The 18,169-nt window shown below is 44.0% G+C and carries 16 protein-coding genes; 6 read left to right on the top strand and 10 right to left on the bottom strand.

What is annotated here, in order from left to right:
- Nucleotides 1–91: 91 nt before the first annotated feature.
- The 3 genes from AC1DV1_RS19480 to AC1DV1_RS19490 are packed head-to-tail and all read right to left on the bottom strand — an operon-like array spanning nt 92 to nt 2,701.
- The gene (locus AC1DV1_RS19480; RefSeq protein ID WP_477362267.1) at nt 92–1,171 is read right to left on the bottom strand and encodes a family 10 glycosylhydrolase; all 1,080 of its coding nucleotides are present in this window, start codon (nt 1,169–1,171) and stop codon (nt 92–94) included.
- Entirely contained in the window at nt 1,164–2,297 is a 1,134-nt protein-coding gene (locus AC1DV1_RS19485; protein ID WP_477362269.1) for a carbohydrate-binding family 9-like protein, read from the bottom strand. The genes AC1DV1_RS19480 and AC1DV1_RS19485 overlap by 8 nt, the downstream gene beginning before the upstream one ends.
- On the bottom strand, nt 2,297–2,701 hold the full coding sequence (locus AC1DV1_RS19490) for an EVE domain-containing protein (RefSeq protein WP_090644444.1): 405 nt from the start codon (nt 2,699–2,701) through the stop codon (nt 2,297–2,299). The genes AC1DV1_RS19485 and AC1DV1_RS19490 overlap by 1 nt, the downstream gene beginning before the upstream one ends.
- A gap of 288 nt (nt 2,702–2,989) precedes the next feature.
- Between AC1DV1_RS19490 and AC1DV1_RS19495 the strand changes: the two genes are divergently transcribed.
- The 6 genes from AC1DV1_RS19495 (at nt 2,990) to AC1DV1_RS19520 (ending at nt 8,162) form a co-directional block, all read left to right on the top strand.
- Nucleotides 2,990–4,012, top strand: coding sequence for a sensor histidine kinase (locus tag AC1DV1_RS19495; protein ID WP_477362271.1), 1,023 nt, complete (start codon nt 2,990–2,992; stop codon nt 4,010–4,012).
- Nucleotides 4,005–4,784, top strand: coding sequence for a LytR/AlgR family response regulator transcription factor (locus tag AC1DV1_RS19500; RefSeq protein WP_477362273.1), 780 nt, complete (start codon nt 4,005–4,007; stop codon nt 4,782–4,784). Before AC1DV1_RS19495 ends, AC1DV1_RS19500 begins: the two co-directional genes overlap by 8 nt.
- 173 nt (nt 4,785–4,957) lie before the next feature.
- Nucleotides 4,958–5,803 (top strand): sterol desaturase family protein, encoded by an 846-nt coding sequence (locus tag AC1DV1_RS19505; RefSeq protein WP_477362275.1) that lies wholly within the window; start codon nt 4,958–4,960, stop codon nt 5,801–5,803.
- Nucleotides 5,804–5,856: 53 nt separating this feature from the next.
- Nucleotides 5,857–6,579: a hypothetical protein gene (locus tag AC1DV1_RS19510; protein WP_477362277.1), complete on the top strand. Its 723-nt coding sequence runs from the start codon at nt 5,857–5,859 to the stop codon at nt 6,577–6,579.
- 27 nt (nt 6,580–6,606) lie between these two features.
- The gene (locus AC1DV1_RS19515; RefSeq protein ID WP_477362279.1) at nt 6,607–7,017 is read left to right on the top strand and encodes a hypothetical protein; all 411 of its coding nucleotides are present in this window, start codon (nt 6,607–6,609) and stop codon (nt 7,015–7,017) included.
- 62 nt (nt 7,018–7,079) lie between these two features.
- Complete coding sequence (locus tag AC1DV1_RS19520; protein ID WP_477362281.1) at nt 7,080–8,162, top strand: serine hydrolase domain-containing protein; 1,083 nt, start codon at nt 7,080–7,082, stop codon at nt 8,160–8,162.
- A gap of 95 nt (nt 8,163–8,257) precedes the next feature.
- Here AC1DV1_RS19520 and AC1DV1_RS19525 read toward each other — a convergent pair whose 3' ends face one another.
- The 7 genes from AC1DV1_RS19525 to AC1DV1_RS19555 all read right to left on the bottom strand — a co-directional run bounded on the left by AC1DV1_RS19525 (nt 8,258) and on the right by AC1DV1_RS19555 (nt 18,168).
- Nucleotides 8,258–9,502: an NAD(P)/FAD-dependent oxidoreductase gene (locus tag AC1DV1_RS19525; protein WP_477362283.1), complete on the bottom strand. Its 1,245-nt coding sequence runs from the start codon at nt 9,500–9,502 to the stop codon at nt 8,258–8,260.
- Between the two features lie 212 nt (nt 9,503–9,714).
- The gene (locus AC1DV1_RS19530) at nt 9,715–10,716 is read right to left on the bottom strand and encodes a 4-hydroxyproline epimerase (RefSeq protein ID WP_477362285.1); all 1,002 of its coding nucleotides are present in this window, start codon (nt 10,714–10,716) and stop codon (nt 9,715–9,717) included.
- A 74-nt stretch (nt 10,717–10,790) separates the two neighbouring features.
- Nucleotides 10,791–11,729, bottom strand: coding sequence for a dihydrodipicolinate synthase family protein (locus AC1DV1_RS19535; protein WP_477362287.1), 939 nt, complete (start codon nt 11,727–11,729; stop codon nt 10,791–10,793).
- 266 nt (nt 11,730–11,995) lie between these two features.
- Complete coding sequence (locus AC1DV1_RS19540; protein ID WP_477362289.1) at nt 11,996–14,230, bottom strand: glycoside hydrolase family 2 protein; 2,235 nt, start codon at nt 14,228–14,230, stop codon at nt 11,996–11,998.
- A 153-nt stretch (nt 14,231–14,383) separates the two neighbouring features.
- Nucleotides 14,384–15,727: a deoxyguanosinetriphosphate triphosphohydrolase gene (locus AC1DV1_RS19545; protein ID WP_477362375.1), complete on the bottom strand. Its 1,344-nt coding sequence runs from the start codon at nt 15,725–15,727 to the stop codon at nt 14,384–14,386.
- A 170-nt stretch (nt 15,728–15,897) separates the two neighbouring features.
- The gene (locus AC1DV1_RS19550) at nt 15,898–16,080 is read right to left on the bottom strand and encodes a hypothetical protein (protein ID WP_477362291.1); all 183 of its coding nucleotides are present in this window, start codon (nt 16,078–16,080) and stop codon (nt 15,898–15,900) included.
- Nucleotides 16,081–16,404: 324 nt separating this feature from the next.
- Nucleotides 16,405–18,168, bottom strand: a complete 1,764-nt coding sequence (locus tag AC1DV1_RS19555; protein WP_477362293.1) for an OmpA family protein — start codon at nt 18,166–18,168, stop codon at nt 16,405–16,407.
- Nucleotide 18,169 lies beyond the last annotated feature (1 nt).

Raw genomic sequence — 18,169 nt, forward strand, 5'->3', positions numbered from 1 at the left:
TGCACGACGCAATCTCTTTAGGACAATCGCCAAACTTGTAAGTCGGCCTTGCATAGTCGGGGATTGCTTCGTACCTCGCAATGACGATTAGTTAGGGCTTTCCCGTTTCCTCGTGCAAAATATCCAAAATTGTTGGCGTGACATGACCAAAGAACGAGATGCCGGCAGCGCCATTCTTTAATGCATATTGTATCCCGGTTCGTACTTCGTCGTCATTTTTAAAATCGGATATATACAAGCCTGCGTACAGCGGGAATTTTCCATCCAAAAAGTGTACACCTTCGGCCACGGCATCACCTATCCAGCTTACACCCTCTTTATAAAAGCCGTGATAAATCATGGGACAAACACCATCCAGGTGAAAATTTGTCCAGTCCTGTCTCACGTTTCGGCGTGCAACTTCGGGGGTTGGGAACACAGCCGCGGTTATGGCTTTTTTATGTTGTTTAGCCACCTCAGAAATTTTGTTGACCACCCTGATAATATTACCATACCTGAACAACCGCCACGAAAGGCTGGCATCCGGGTATTGTATTGCTTTTACATCCTGCCCGTATTGTTCTTTAAACTTTCCCTGGCAAACCTCGCAATAGCAAAAATCATATTCGGGCAATTCCCTGGTTTGTTCAATTTTGTAATGGTCCCAAAGGTTTACCGGCAGCACAACATCGCAGTAGCGCACATAATCCAGGTGGATACCATCTACATAATCCAAAGCCAGTATCTTATCAACAGTTGTAGTCAGGTAATCCTGTACTTCGGGGCGCGATGGACAAAGCCAGCGGTAATAGGTTACATAGGGTGGTTTATCGGCACATGAATCGCCGTTGCGGCTTTTGCTGTACCACTCCGGATGCTCGGTGAGCAGTTCGGCGCGGTTAAAAGTCCATATCCAACGGTGGGCCTCAATTCCGGCAGCTTTAGCCGCGCGAAAATGCCGCTCGCTGTCGCTCTCAAAAAAAATACCGGTTATCCCTTTGGCTTTATAAGCTGTATAATTGGTTTTTAAATCCTCATCTGTATCCTTCAGGTTAGGATTTATCCATATCCAGTTTTTCCTTACCTTTTTTTTCATGGCCGCGGTATTTACCGGGGCAGCGGTGCTTAGCAACGGCAATTGGGCAGCAACACCGGCCAACAAACCGGCTTTTAAAAATTCGCGCTTATTCATGGTGTATCGGGTTTAATTGCTCTATAAAACCTTCATGGTTTATGGTATAGGTGATGTTTGTTTTTGCGTTGGTAATAAAAGCCTCAAACTGGCTTTGGGTGCTTTGCAGCTTTAATTTATTGCTGATGCCGGCAATATCATACTTACTGTTGATATCCAATTTGCCAAGCGACGAGGTATATGCATGATGTTGTCTGTACCACTGTTTTTCACGATAATAAACCAGCCAAAGGTATTTCTTTTGTTGCTCGGCATAGGACAAGTTAAACGCCACATCATCTGCCTCATGTGTGCTGAACAAAAGATATCCCCAATGCTCGGGACTGTGCATCGCAATCTCGCCCTGCGGCGACCAGGACCAGTTATGTTCCGGGAGATCGCGCCCGGCAGAATCTTTCATTTTTATATTTCGGCCTTCTGCAATTTTGGTATCATACTCCACCCGCGAAAAATTTATGCGGTAAATGGTGCCATTTTCAGGAACTTGCGATTTAAATCCCATGGTTATGGCACTAAAAGGAATAGCCATTTCTACCGTCCAGCCAGCGTCTGTATCCGACGTATTGTTGAGTGTACCCTGCACCTTAACTGCTGAACGCAGGCCATTAGCATCCCAACCGATCAGCCCCTCTCCCCTGTTGCGGTAAGGCTTATTTAAAAACAAATCGAAAATGGTGTTCAGTGCGTTTACTTCAATTTCGTAATAGGAATGGGTTGTTGTAGATGGGTCGATAAATAATTCAAAATCGTTATCGTGGTATACAATATCATCGTGATTTTTTAAAGTGGCCCATACCTGTGGTTCTTCTATATGGGCGGCTATATATAAATAGCTGTTATCCCAAAGCATTTTTACCTTGGTTTTGTAAGGCGGTTTGGGCTTTAGGTCGCCTTCAATATCAACAAAATCGTTTGTCCATTTTGCTTGCTGCCAAACGGCATCATTAATATCGCCATCAATTACCGGGGCGTTTGTTATATGCCTTACTACGTAATTTTCGGGTGTCGCAAACAAATTCTCCAACCCGGCAAATGGCGATTGCGCCTTAGTTATTTTGGGGCAAAATAACACCGCTGTAAGAAACACCGTTTGTATACAGCGACTGATTGCAAATGGTCTGGCCATTAACTGCCCAATTCTAAAATACGGTCAAACTCCTCGCGTTTTAATGCCATTACCGAAAGGCGGCCCTGCCGTACCAGCCCAACGTCCTTTAGTTGTTCATCGGCTTTTATCGTCTCTAAGGTTACCGGCTTCTTCAATGTTTCTACCGGCGATAGATCGACTACCACCCAGTTAGGGTCTTCGGTTGTTGGGTCCTGGTAGGCTTCTTTAACTACTTTGGCTATGCCCACTACTTCCTTGCCATCGTTACTGTGGTAAAACAACACAAGGTCGCCCTCCTGCATCAATCTTAAATTATTGCGTGCCTGGTAGTTGCGTACGCCATCCCAAAAGGTACGGCCATCTTTATTAAATTTTTCCCAGCTATATTTTACGGGTTCGGACTTTACTAACCAATGCTGCATTTGTACTTGAAATATGTGTACCGTAAAGATGTTAAAAAGCTACGATAAGTTAAGGGGACTTTTGTAAAAAGATAGGCCTCACCCTGCCCTCTCCAAAGGAGAGGGTTCTTGATTTGCATGGCTGCCAAGCCTATACTATTTAGCCTTGCATTTTAAAGTCCTCTCCTTTGGAGAGGATTTAGGTGAGGCTGTTTAAGCAAGGCTGTTTGAGTGAGACCTCGCCCTCCAAATTTTCAGCTTCACCGTAATTTTCTATAAGCTGTACCTATCTTTAATTAGATTTACCTGATGGACAAAACCGGGAAACAGTTATGGTTTTACTGTTCGCTGCTGATAGCCGTAATGCTTAATAGCGGGAGGTTGCTTGCCCTGCGCGAAAATGGCATTGTGGCCCATTACTGGCGCTTTAACGCTGCAGAATTTGCCTACCAGTTATTGGCGCAGCTGGGTTTCTGCTACCTCCTGTTTTCGCTCAATTTAGGTCGTGGTCGCTTGGCCAGGTATCGAGATAACAACAAATACCTGCGCTATCTGTCGCTAAATTTTTTAATCGGATTTGTTGGCATGGTGCTGATAGGCGGCGTACAAAAGCGGGTATTTAGCTTTAACCCCAACCAAATAAGGGGGGCTTTTTGGCTGGGATATTTAACCCGGTATGCTTTAGCAGTATTATTAATTGGTATTATTATAAAAATAGCACTGCTGCTGCGCCAAAACAAACAACAGGCCATTGAAAACGAACAACTTAAAAATGCCTACACAACAGCCGAACTGGAGTTATTAAAAGAGCAGCTTAACCCGCACTTTTTATTCAACTCGCTGAGCAGCTTATCCGGCGTAGTGCGCGAAAACCCGGCCCTTGCGCAGCAATATATCAAACACCTGTCGTCGGTTTTCAGGTATGCGTTAATTAAGCCTGTAAGCAGCCTGGTTACCCTGGACGAGGAATTAACGATGGTAAAGTCATTTGCCCAATTGATAAAAATGCGATTTGAAAATGCCTTTGAGTTAACAATTGACGTGGGCGATGCTTTCCTGCAATATAAACTGCCACATTTATCGTTACAGCCTTTGTTGGAGAATGCGGCAAAGCACAACGCAGCTACCATTAAAACGCCATTGCAGGTAACTATTAAAATGTGTGGTGATGAATTATCGGTAAGCAACAACCTTAACCCGGCAGATGCAGATGGTACCGGCACGGGCCTGGCCAACCTTAACCAGCGCTACAAAATATTGATGCAACGGGAAATAGACATTGAAAAAACTACCAGCTATTTTACAGTTAAGCTCCCTTTGAAACATGAATAAACTACGTGTTGTTATAGTTGAAGACGAACCGGTTACCGCCCGTAACCTTGCACATGTGCTGCAAAACGTTGATGACAGTATAAATATCACAACCTGCCTGCCCGATGTAAAAGACGCGGTGGAATGGTTTAATGCCAATCCCGATAGTTACGACCTTGTATTTATGGATATCCGCCTGGCCGATGGCGTATCCTTTGATATTTTTAAGCAAGCCGAGATCCTGAAACCCGTGATATTTGTAACGGCTTATAACGACTACGCCATACAGGCCTTTAAAAATAATGGCATTGATTATATTCTTAAACCTTTTGATGAGGCCGAAATTGAGCTATCGTTAAACAAGTTTAAACGCCTGGTAGTACAAGGGCCCCAAAGCGATGCAAACCAGCCCTTTGAGCAACTGCTGCAACAGGTAAAAATATTGGCAAAACCGTATAAAAAATCCTTCCTTGTTCATTTTCGGAATAAGCTTATCCCGGTGGAAACCGCTAAAATAGCCTGGTTTTATACCGCCCATGAAATAGTATACGCCCAAACCACAGACGGGCAACAATACAACATCGAATTCACAATGGAGCAATTGGAGCAACAGCTGGAGCCCGATATGTTCTTTCGTGCCAACCGGCAGTTCATCATCAACCGCAAGGCGCTAACTGAGGTTGATTTTTATTTTAACGGACGCCTATCGTTAAAAATGAAACCGGAACCACCGGAGAAGATCCTCATCAGCAAAGCAAGGGTGCCGGAGTTTAAAAAATGGGTAGATAGCTGAGATTTTTGATTTCGGATGTTCGATTTCGGATTTATCAAACGGCCATAACGAGTACCGTCACTTCGCCCCCTGGTTTTTCAGCTTCGCCGGGTTTCATAAAACTTAAGCAGCATTTTCTGGTCAATTTTATATTGTCAATCAAAAACGACAAAATAATTCAACCGACTAAGAAAATGAAGCATCAAATTGGCCCATACCGCATATACATATTATTGTTCCTGGCCGTACTTGTAACCGCCGAAATTATCTGGAGCTGGAAGAAAGATAAAAACGCTTATGACGTTAAAGAGACCTTTGCAAACCTATATGTTTTTGTTGGCTTCCAGTTCTCCAAATATATCTTCGCCGGCTACCAGTTAGCCGTACTTGGCTTTTTTGCCAAACTGGCGCCCTTTACATTACCCAGGAATGGCTGGGTTTTCCTGCTCACTTTTTTTACAGCCGATTTTATTTACTACTGGTTTCACCGCATCTCGCATTATTGGAAACCGCTTTGGGCTTTCCATCTTATCCATCACTCGGCCATGCACATGAACCTTACGGCAGCTTACCGCCTTAACTGGTTTTCGGCAATTGTTAGTCCGCTGTTTTTTATACCGGCAGCGCTGCTGGGTATGCCAACAGATTTTATTGTAATATCCTATGTACTTAACCTGGCTTATCAATTCTTTTTACACACCGAAGTTGTTGGCAAACTGGGCATTGTTGAACATGTAATGAATACGCCTTCATCGCACCGGGTGCATCATGGCAGCAATCCTATTTATATTGATAAAAATTTTGGCGGGGTATTTATCATCTGGGATAAATTATTTGGCACTTATCAGCCCGAAACCGAAAAGGTAGACTATGGCCTAACCACGGGTTTTGTGAGCAACAACCCGTTTGTATTGGTTGCCACCGGGTTTACCAATCTGTTTAAAAGCAAAAAACTTTCCGGAATAAAGAGCGGGGCAAGCACCATCACTTTAGAGAAGCCTGTATTGGCTAAACAAAGCTACCAGCAGGTAATTCCCTAATCAAACAAAACATCAAACCGGATAACATATACACAACATTAAAATTTAATATTATGAAAAACGTAAAAACAACAATGATGATATTGCTGATGGCATCAAGCCTTGGTTTAGGGTTAAACTCCTGTAAAAAAGATGGCGTTGCAGCCAACGACGTTACTGTTACCGAAGCCGACGCGGCAGAACTTACTACCGATGCTGTAACGCCAACAACAGGCGGGTTTGCCTTACAGGTAAACAGCTCGGTAACTATCTATAAAACGGTTGCGCTAAGTTGTGGCGTTAAAAAGGATTCCACCTTAACCAAAACAAGCGCGGCGGGTGCAACACCATCATACAGCTACAACCTCAGCTGGAATTACATGCTCACCTGCACCGGTATTGTACCCAACCAGCTTACCTTCAATTTTACCGGTTCGCACACTTTTGATGGCACGCGCATGTCGTCAAACGGGAATAGCACAGGAGGGTTTGTACTCACTAATTTGCAGCCGTCTGCATCAACTTATACCTTAAGCACTTCTTTTACCCATACCGGCACCGAAACCTCAAAAATTGTCCGTAAATACACATTTACAAGCAATTTAAGTATTACATCGTCAAACATACTGGTTGATAAAACTACCTTGAAAATAGTATCGGGCAGCGCCGCGGTCAAGCTTACGGGCTCGTCGTCGTCCGGTAAATCTTTCAGTTTTGCAGGTACCATCACCTTCCTTGGCGACAATAAAGCTACTTTGCTTTTAAATAGCGGGGCCAGTTATGCTATTCAGTGGTAAAATGTATTTTTAACCAAATTACGAATAATGAAAAAACAAGAAATGATAAAAAGACTTTGGCTGATAACCGCAATAATGACTTTTACGATACTGATGAGCAAACCGGCAATTGCCCAAACCGGCATGCCCGATTTTAAAAACTCTACCCCTGAACAACGGGCCCAGTTTCAGACAGAAATGATGAAGAGCAAACTGAAACTGGATGCCGCTCAGGAGAGCAAGGTGCAGGCTATTAATTTAACTTACGCCCGTAAAATGCAGGCAGTTATAAAAAGCGACGATGGCCGCTTTGGCAAAATGAAACAGGCCAGGAGTTTGCAGGAAGCAAAAGACCAGGAGTTAAAAGGCGTATTCACCCCGGCACAGTTTAAACAATACAAGGACTTTGAGGAGGAGATGAAAGCGAAACTAATGGAAAAGATTAAGGAAAAACAATAGTTCTTTTAAGGCACTGAACCAGCCACCTGGTTACAGTGCCTTTTTATATTTATGTTGAGATTATGAAAAAGTTAATAACTGTGCTTCTTTTGTTTTGTGCTATAACTACAGCAAAAGCCCAGCATCATTTTGAAAAAGTTGACCAATGGCTTGCCGATAATACCGAAAAAATGGGTGGCCGTACGGTGCTCATGCTTTATAAAGATGGCAAAATCATTTACACCGGCAGCAAGGATGAAATGACCATGAAGCAAAGATTTGCCACAAAAATGATTGCCCGTAAAATGGGCAAAACACCAAACCTTGATGCTTTTACCACAACCACCAAAATCCCGGTTGCCAGCTGCAGTAAATGGTTTAGCGCGGCTTTGGTGATGACTTTTGTTGACGAGGGTAAGCTGAAACTAACCGATACCGTAGGTAAATACCTGCCTGTACTCACCAAAACCGGCAAGGGCACCATTACCATAAGCCAATGCCTGTCGCACCTTACCGGCATCCAGGCGCCGCCTATAAAAGAGGCGTTGCAGGATATGAAAGATATTCACAGTATGGAGCAATCTATCCAAAACATTGCCGATATGCCCATTGAGGGCAAGCCGGGTACATTGTTCAGGTACAGCAACGTAGGGTTGCAAATGGCAGCAGCTGTATTGGAAAAAATAAGTGGCCAAAGTTTTGAAACTCTTTTTACCGAACGCATTACCGGCCCGTGTGGCATGGTTAATACCGATTTTGGCAAAGGCCACGTAGCCTTCCCCGCCGGCGGCGCCTGGAGCACCCCTAATGATTATCTTAACTTTTTGGCGATGATATTAAACAAAGGCACCATTAACGGCAAACGTATCCTAACCGAAAAAAGTGTTAATGAAATGCAGGTAGACCGGATAACCAACGACGTAAAAATAGCTTATGCTCCTGACGAAGCCGGCAATGCCGGTTATGGTTTTGGCGAGTGGGTGTTGAAAGCATCCGGCCCGCAAAGCCCTACGCCGGCTGTAAGTAGTCCGGGGTTATTTGGCAGTTTCCCCTGGGTTAATAACGATAAGCATTATGCGGCTTTTATGATGTGTTTTTACATAAAAAACGACGGCAGGCACGAAAGGTACTATGAGTTGAAACAGTTGGTGGATGAGGCGTTGTAATTGAAAGTTCAGCTGAAAGCTGAAACCATAGTGGTCACGGGTTAAAACCCCGCGACAGTTACAGAGTTAAAACCTCGCGGCAGTTACAGTTTTTGCTAACTTCTATCCGGTGCAAAAGCCTCGATATCAATAGTGGTTTTTGCGCCTGAAATCACCTCCTGTACCAATAACCCTGTAGCCGCTCCTAAACTCAGGCCCATCATGCCGTGCCCGGTTGCTATAACAAGGTTGCTGAATTTGTTGCTCCTGCCGATATAAGGCAAGCCATCAGCAGATGACGGCCGGAAACCAAACCAGATATCTTTTTCGGCAGGCACAGCAGGTTTCAGGCCGGGAAAATACTTAGGTACCGACTCAACAATACCTTTTACCCGGTTCATGTTGATGCGGCTGTTAATTTTATCAAGTTCCATGGTACCACCGTAGCGCAGGCCGCCATTCATCGGGGTGATAGCTACACGTGCTTCTGCCAGCAATGCAGGAATCTGCATAGATGGAACTTCTTCTTTCACATTAAAAGAATAGCCTTTACCCGGCATTAGTAATATTTTAACGCCCAACAATTTACCTATCGCCGGCGACCAGGAGCCACCCGCAACAATATATTCATCGGCTGTAAATTCTTCATTATGCGATAAAACCCTGGTTACTTTACCTGCAACAGTTTCTATTTTAGTAACCTCTTTATTGGTAGTAAAATTTACCCCCACGCCTTTAAGGTATCTTACCAGCGCCGCCATCAACTTATTGGGCGATAGGTGTGCGTCGCAACGGTAGTGCACCGCCCCTAATACATCAAGTTCCAGGTTGGGCTGCAGCTTAACACAATCGGCGGCGCTAAGCACTGCCATGTCCAATCCCAGTTCACGGCCCTTTTCGGCCAGGTGGGCTTCTTCTTCGCCGGCCTTTTCGGTTTTGTAAAACATCAGGATGCCTTTTTCAACCAGGTCGAAGTCAAATTCCGGTTCTTTACTTAAACCTTTATAGAGCTTTTTGCTCAGTAAAGAAAGTTCGGTTAAGGGTGTTGAAGACCGTTCTACGTGCCCGGCATTTGCTTTTTGAAGAAATTTTAATCCCCAGGAGATAAGTTGCGGATTAAATGATGGTTTTACATAAAATGGGCTCTTGCTGTTAAACATCCATTTGATGCCCTGCGAAACCATACCCGGAGTAGCCAGGGGAATAAAGTGACTCGGCACTATCATACCCGCGTTACCGAACGAACAGCTATCAGTCAGGTCGCCTTTATCCAGCACGGTAACCTGGTACCCGGCCTTTTGTAAATAATATGCAGAACTTAAACCTACAATTCCACCACCTATGATCAGCACTTTTGCCATTTTGTTATCGGAGCTTAAAGCTAAAGGCGTAAAGCCGAAAGCTTATTTTTGTAATCGGTATAATTAAAAGCTTGTCATTTCGAACGAACGGAGGCGGGCATTGAGCGTTGAGTGAGGAGAAATATTAAACGACAAGCCTAACGGCCAATCGCTCGTATAAGATTTCTCACTCGTACCTCGTATCGAAATGACAATTGGACATTAATATTTTATTATATCACCTGGAAACCATGTGCATACGGATCGTCATCATCTATTTTGATGGTGTTGTAACCGTAAACTTTTGCCCAGCCTTCAACACTCGGAATAATGGCATCCAGTTCGCCAATCTTCACCACCTCTTCAACCTTGCCAATGAATTTACTGCCGATGATACTTTCGTGTATAAAAGGCTCGCCAACTTTCAGCTTGCCTTTGGCATACCACTGTGCCATACGTGCAGATGTACCTGTGCCGCATGGCGACCTATCTATCGCCTTATCGCCATAAAACACAGCGTTACGGGCGGTAGAAGTACTATTTAATGTTGCGCCCGCCCAAAGGATATGGGTACACGTATTTATGGTAGGATCCTGCGGATGAACGAAGTTATATTTTTCGTTAATGCGCTTGCGTAATACCTGGCTCCAGGCTATCAGCTGCCCGGCGGTATAATTTTCAAGCCCGGCAAAGTTTGGCTGAGGATCAACAATGGCATAGTAATTACCCCCGTAAGATACATCGATGGTTAGCGTACCCAGATCCGGGCACTCTACCTCCAGGTTGGTGGCGGCAAGGTAGGCCGCCACGTTTCTGAGCTTTACCGAGGTAACTTTTTTACCCTCCTGCTTATACTCTATCAAAACAAGGCCAGCCGGCGCTTCCATACGTACTATGCCAGGTATTTTAGGCTGAATAAGCCCCTCTTCAATGGCAATGGTTATAGTACCAATGGTGCCATGCCCGCACATGGGCAGGCAGCCACTTGTTTCAATAAATAAAACGGCCACATCATTTGCCGGATCATGAGGCGGGAACAAGATACTTCCCGACATCATATCATGCCCTCTTGGCTCAAACATCAGCCCGGTGCGTATCCAGTCGTACTCTTTTAAAAAGTGCTGGCGCTTTTGGCTCATGTTATCGCCTTTAAGCGTTGGGCCACCACCTGCTACCACCCTCACGGGGTTACCACAGGTGTGCGCATCTATACAAAAAAATGTTTTACTACTCATTTGAAAGCATAAAGCTTAAGGCCGAAGGCATAAAGCCGGCCTTAAGCTTTGGTTATAGTTTTACTAAATGATAATTAAGCTTCAACCTCGGTTAGTTTACCCCAGCTGCCAACAGGCAATTCCGGCCGAACAGCTAATGCATCATTGATGATCTTTAATACTTTGGTGCGTTCTTCGCCAATTAACGGTAAACGTGGCGCGCGTACATTTTCGGTACCAATACCGGTTGCAACTTCGGCCAGTTTAATGTACTGAACCAGTTTTGGATGAATATCCAATTCCAATACCGGCAAAAACCAACGGTAAATGGTTAAAGCTTCGGCAATTCTGCCTGCTTTTACCAAACGATAGATAGCTACTGTTTCTTTAGGGAAGGCATCAACCAAACCTGCTACCCAGCCGTCGGCACCCATTACAAGGCTTTCCATAGCCAATGGGTCAACACCGGTAAATATAGCGTAGCGGTTGCCAAAACGATTAAACATTTTGGTAACGTTTGATACATTACGGGTTGATTCTTTTACCGCCTGGATATTTTTATAAACCGATAGTTTTTCAAACATATCCAGTGTAACTTCAATTTTATAATCAACCGGGTTGTTGTATATCATGATGGGCAGTTCGGTACTTTCGGCAACTGCGCCTATGTAAGCCAAAGTTTCGCGTTCTTCGCTGTTATAGCGCATTGGCGGCAATAGCATTAAACCATCGGCACCGGTATCAAAAGCTCTTTTAGCACAGGCTACAGCCGCTTTAGTAGTTTGCTCGGCAATATTGAGTATTACAGGTACTTTGCCATCAACATAATCAATGGTATGCTTTAATAACGCAAACTTTTCATCATCGGTAAGCACGCTGGCCTCGCCTAATGAACCGCCTAAAATAAACCCGTCAACACCAGCTTCAAGCTGTGCGGCAAGGTTTACATCAAAAGCATCAAAATCTAATTCGTCGTCATCGGTGAACTTGGTGGTTACCGCAGGGAATACGCCTTTCCAGTCAAAAGTTATCATTGTTTCTTATTTTTATCAAAAGTACGGTGGATTACTAAATTATTGAACTAACAATTTAGCAATCATTAGCCGGATTTTAGCCTCATTCCTCTGTTTTTGTTAAAAAAATAGGAACAGACCTCTTATTTGGGTTAAGATACGGTTAGCTACTGCTAAACAATAATATTTTTAATACCTAAATGATTGCCACATATTTATTTATTGCTCCACAAAAAAGCCCCTGCAATATGCAAGGGCCTGTTACTAAACAAAAGGATAAAAATTAATCAGGGTTTTGTTTTACTCAAAAGCGAAATACCGGCATCAATATACTGCCCGCCCACTGTTTGGTGGCAATGTATGGCTATGGTGTTTTTACCTTTCAGGTTTAGCGCGGCTTTGGCTTCTTTACTTATTGGCGCTACGGTATAGCCGGATGTGGCACCATCAATTGTTGCAGCTTTAACGCTGTTTATGTACACCTCGCAGGTTTCATCGTGATGAATGTACAACACCAGGTTGTCTTTGTTGATGGCCTTAATTTCATTAAGGGTAAAATCCTGGCGTATCCATATGTCGCTGCTATTCCAAACTGTTTTCACATTTACACCTGGCGTAAAGCTTGTACCAAACCCGCCGGGGCCCAATTTCCACGCGGCATTGTTGTACTGCGCATTAAACCAGCCGTCTTCAGGTTTGGTGAAGGTATACTTCCAATCGCGGCTGTTGGTTTGCGACGATGGCAGTACATCGCTGATGTACATATGATCATTAATGATTTTTTTGTTGGATGCGCTAATGTTTGCCACGCCTCCTTTATCTACCTCGCGATCGTAAGTGAGCAAGCCATTTAATTCCACCTCAACATCGGTAATTTCGGTGTATACCGCGGCACTTAATCCTTTATTGGTTTTGTATAGTACCAGGTCATTGGCATAGGTATCGTACAAATTGGTATAATCTTTTTTGTTGTCAATCATGATATACGTTGGGCCCGATTTCCAGATATGGCCCGGAATTATGTACCCGATACCGCCATACTCGCCACAGGCCAAAACCTGGGTTTTACTTTCGGGCACCGCTGGCGGCGGGTAGCTGTGGATATCCATAAAATCGCCAACACCAAAATGGTTACCGCCACTGGCCTGGTTAATAAGCCGCGAATCGTCGAGCTTGCGCACCATATTTACTAAACCGGCCGTGTTATGCTGTCCCTGTGCTTCGTTAAACACTACCCAGGTTACTATACTCGGCGTGTTCCAATGCGTTTTAATCATCCGGGTTAATTCAGATGCGTAGGCAACTGAATCAATAGGCGGCGTATGGTCTGTGTACGAGTTTTCAGACGGCATATCCTGCCAAACCATGAGGCCCAGTTTATCGGCCCAGTAGTACCACCGGTATGGCTCAACTTTAATGTGCTTGCGCACCATGTTAAAGCCATAGTTTTTAATCATCTGCAAATCGTTTTTGATAGCGGCATCTGTAGGCGCGGTATAAATGCCATCGGGCCAGAAACCCTGGTCAAGCGGACCTATCTGGAAAAGGAATTTATTGTTCAGGAACAGTTTTTTGTAACCATCCTCATCGCCCACCGATATCTTCCGCATCCCGAAGTAGCTGGAAACCATATCGACGCTTTTGCCATCTTTTTGCAGGCTGATATCTAAATTATAAAGGAACGGCGAATCCGGCGACCATAATTTAGCATTCTTAACCGGCACACTTAATTCCTGGCCGGCTTTGCCGATGTAAGTTTGTACTACTTTAACACCATCCTTCACTTTAATGGCTACCGTGTATCCTGCTGCTTTTGCTGCTGTGCTTACAGTAAGTTTTACAACCGATTTATCAATATCCGGGGTTATCCTGATATCGTTAATATTTGTTACTGGTACGGGCTCCAGCCACACCGTTTGCCAGATACCAGTAGTTGACGTATACATAATGCCCTGCGGGTGCAGGCTTTGCTTACCACGTGGTTCGCCGGCATCATCTGTAGCATCAAAAACCCTTACGGTAATTTCCTGCGGACCAGCGCCTGTTATGGCAGATGTAATATCGTAGCTAAATGGGTCGTATCCGCCCTTATGCACACCAAAACTTTTTCCGTTTACAAACACTTCCGATTCATAGTCAACCGCGCCAAAGTGCAACAGGATATGCTGACCTTTCCAAGCCGCAGGGACTGTAAATTTGCGACGATACCAAAGCCGGTCATGGTGTTCCATTACACCCGATAGCGCCGATTCCACCGGGAATGGCACCAGGATAGTTTTGCTGAGCTTGCCTTTTGGTAAAGCATCGCCGGCAGCACCGGGCTGGTACTGCCAAATGCCGTTAAGGTTAAGCCATTTTACGCGGGCAAACTGCGGACGCGGATATTCAGGCAAAACACTGTTCGGGTTCACATCTTTAGCAAACCGGGTCATGAGTACCGCTTTTTTGGGTTGCCATTGTTGGGCAATCAGCAACGAGGGCATAGTCATTGCTGCTAAGCAAAGGATTTTTTTTAAGTTCATAATATAGGCGGAAAGCACACAGATCATTAATAGCCTGCATGATTAATACTGACGCTAAAATTATGCTAAAATGACAAGCCCGTTTACTCCCTACCTACAATTGATTGTTTTTGGCGAAAAGTTGATACGATTTGTGGGACTGTGTTTATTTCATCAACTCAACGTCGGGAACGAAATTCCCTTAATTTTCCTGAACAACTCCACCGCATACAAATCTGTCATCCCCGAAACAAAATCGAGTACAGTTTGAATTTTAGAGTAATCATCCTGGTTTTTGGTTAAAAACTGTTTGGGGATAAGTTCTACCAGTTTTTTATGATACTTGGATGAATTTTGCAGGTAAGCCGGGATAAATTCTTCCAGTATGCCACCCATAACTTTATAACCGGCTACTTCTATCTGCACAACCGACGAGTAATTGTATATCTTTTTTACCGACAACGTTTCGATGTTTTTCATGATGGTACGATAGGGCTCTTCTATCATATCTATCAGCGATGTATTGAAATTGCCGGCAAGGATGTTTTGCTGCTGATTGTAAAACAGCTTGGAACATTGCTGTATCAGCGTGTTTATAGACCGGGCACGCAGGTAACCAACCTTTGCGTCGTCATCGTCAATATCATCAAGTCGCGCCTTCATTTTCGGGTCGTTACATAAAGGCAGCAACAGGGCTTCAATTTCATCATAGGATAATATCTTGAGGCGATGAGCATCCTCAATGTCAATAATATTATAGCAGATATCGTCGGCAGCCTCTACAAGGTACACCAGTGGATGGCGCTTGTAAATAGGCGGATTGTCCTGCACTTTGTTTAGTCCCAGTTCGTCGGCTATTTTCCTAAATCCGGCCTGTTCCGACTGGAAGAACCCATATTTTTTAGTGTGGATATTTGCTTTATTTCCACCTACGATAGAAGCGCAGGGATATTTGGCAATAGCCGCTATGGTAGCATAAGTAAGCGCGAAGCTTCCGTTCCCCTTGCCCGAATAAGAATGGGTAAGGATGCGCAAAGCATTGGCGTTACCTTCAAAATTGATCAAATCGGCCCATTGCTCAGCAGGTATATTTTTTTGATAGCCTGCACCGTCACCCTCAATAAAATAATGTGATATTGCGGCTTCGCCCGAGTGGCCAAATGCCGGGTTGCCCAGGTCATGCGCAAGGCATGCCGCCGAAATAATGGTGTCGATATCACTCATCAGCGGCAGGCGGGCATCAATCCCAGGATCTTCTTCTTTAAGCTTGTTATAAAAGATGCGGCCTAATGATTTGCCAACACTGGCCACTTCTAAGCTATGGGTAAGCCTGTTGTGCACAAAAATACTCCCTGGTAAAGGAAATACCTGGGTTTTATTTTGCAGCCTCCTGAAAGGCGACGAAAATATAATGCGGTCATAATCCCGCTGAAACTCCGACCGGGCATCAACCTGGCTTGCAACATATTTATCCTCGTATCCCCAGCGCTTGGCCGATAGTAAAGTTTCCCAATTCATCATAAGCGGTCAATACAAATCTTGTTTAGTATTTACCGGCAATATTATCCTATAAATTTCATAAACAGAAAAGAGATAAACATTTTATGGTAATAAGTAAAGCTGCATACCTATTTAAAAAGCCTTTTATGCAGAAAGGCTTTTATTTTCAATTTAAGTGGTTTTAACAATTAATGCACCGGATGATGATCTTGCTGGTTTGCAGGAATTGGCTCCAGGTAACCCTCGTTGTTAACCGCCAGGTTGCTGGTAGTTGCAACAGGTAAATTTTTCTTTGCTTTTGGGCCGGCCATTGGTATTACAATTACTGCAATAAAGGTTATTACTTCCAGTACGATATAAAATGATGTCATGACTTAATTTTTTAATGTATTATCAATTACAGCCTATATACTATAGGCATGCCAAAAAACGCTTAAAATGCTTTATAGCAGCTAAAACCACTTTAAACCGACTAATTTGACAGGGCTGATGTATTTGGGCATTTAAAAAACCTATCATTTTGAAAGGGTGGTAATATCAAAATGAAAAAACAGTGTGAATTAAAGCAGATTGCGTTTTACTTGTAATAAGTGCGCCAAGCACTAAATAACATACTCAGCCATAACTCACGTTTTAAACACACTTGTGGCTGATTATACATTTTCATACTCAGCCATAACTATATAAACTTATAATCAATTGCTACCCGAAACCACTTTAATTTCTGTTCTCCTGTTTAGCTGATGATCGGTTTCCGAACATTTAACCTTGTCGGCGCATTGGTTTACCAGGTTACTTTCGCTGTAGCCTTTGGCTACCATGCGGGTTGGGGCTATGCCTTTTTTTACCAGGTAAGTTACGGCAGATTTGGCCCTGCGCTGAGATAACGCAAGGTTGTATAAATATGATGCCCTTGAATCGCAATAGGATGCCAATGCTATTTTTAGTGCTGGATATTGCTTTAAAATGCCTGCCACCTTATCCAGTTCGGCAGCGGCATCGGGCCGGATAAATGATTTATCCAAATCATAATAAATGGGCCGGATGTTGAAATCGGGACGGGATGCCCCTGAAAGTGGATCGGGTGAGTCTGGCGATCCTGGTTGCCTGGTGGCAACAATTAATTGCGGGCTACCGTTTATTGGTTTCACAAAAATCGAATCCTTTACGCGGGTAAAAGCATAAATATCATCGCTACCCTGGCCGTTATCGCGGTTTGACGACAGGTAGCCGCTTTGACCATCGCGTGTTATCAGGCTAAAATCGTCGCTGGTGGAGTTGATAGGATACTTAAGGTTTTGGGGGGTATCCCAATTGTTTTTTTGGCCATGGGCAACATAAATTTCGTACCCTCCCATACCGGGTAGCCCTTTGGAAGCATAGTATAACACACCGTTTTCATCTACAAACGGAAAGCTTTCTTCTTCTTTGGAGTTGATGGCTTTACCACAATTTACAGGTTTGCCCCAACTTCCGTCACTTTGTTTTTCGCAATACCAGATATCTGTTTTACCCAGCCCGCCCTGCATATCCGAACTGAAATAGATCAGCCTGCCATCTTTTGACAATGCCGCGTTACCCACAGAATACTGCTGTACATTATTGTACGGGAAACTGCCCGAAATAACCCAGCCACCATCTTTTTTCACGGCGGTAACCAACTGCAGGCGGCGGGTATAAAGGCGGGTGTTATTTTTGCCGCTACGTTGGTCTATCGGTAAGTTTTTAGCAGCAACTTCGGTAGTAACGGTAATATAGGCGGTATCTCCTTTATTGTTCAGCACCATGGGGCCTACATGGTAAGCATCTTTAAACTCGTTGCTTGTGCCTGGATCTAAAAACAGTTGTTTTGTTTCTTTAGTATTTAAATCGTAGGTATATAGTTTAAACCAGCCGTTGCCGGTGCGGTTATCTTTTTTGCCATCTTCGGTTTCGCGGTCGGATGTGAATATAATGGTTGTCTGGCCACCGTATGCGGCTCCCCAATCAGACGATGGGGTATTTACGCCCCCAACGTTATTCACCTTATATGGCGATGGCTGCTTCATCCACACCATAGCCGAATCCACATCGGCCAGCTTTAAGGCTAACGCGCCTGCATCATCTGTAAAATACAGTTGGTACTGTTGCCTGGCCATGTCAAACTTTTGGTTGCGAAACAATACTTCTGCATAAAAATAATGATCGAGTTTGGCGGCTTTAGGATCGTTCAGGGCTTTGGCATACCAATCTTCGGCATCCTCGTATTGGTTAATGTAACGGTAACAGGTAGCAATACGCTCAACAAGTTTTACATCCGGCTTATGGCCAAGCAGTTTAAGGTAAACTTTAAGGCTTTTGAAATATTCATACTGATCGAAAAGTTTATCGGCCCTTTGTTTTACCGACAGCTGTTCCTGCGCCAAAGTAACCTTTGCCAGCAAAGCCATCAACAAACCAATCAATATTAACTTTTTCATT

It is taken from the genome of Mucilaginibacter sp. P4_D1, from assembly GCF_056401935.1.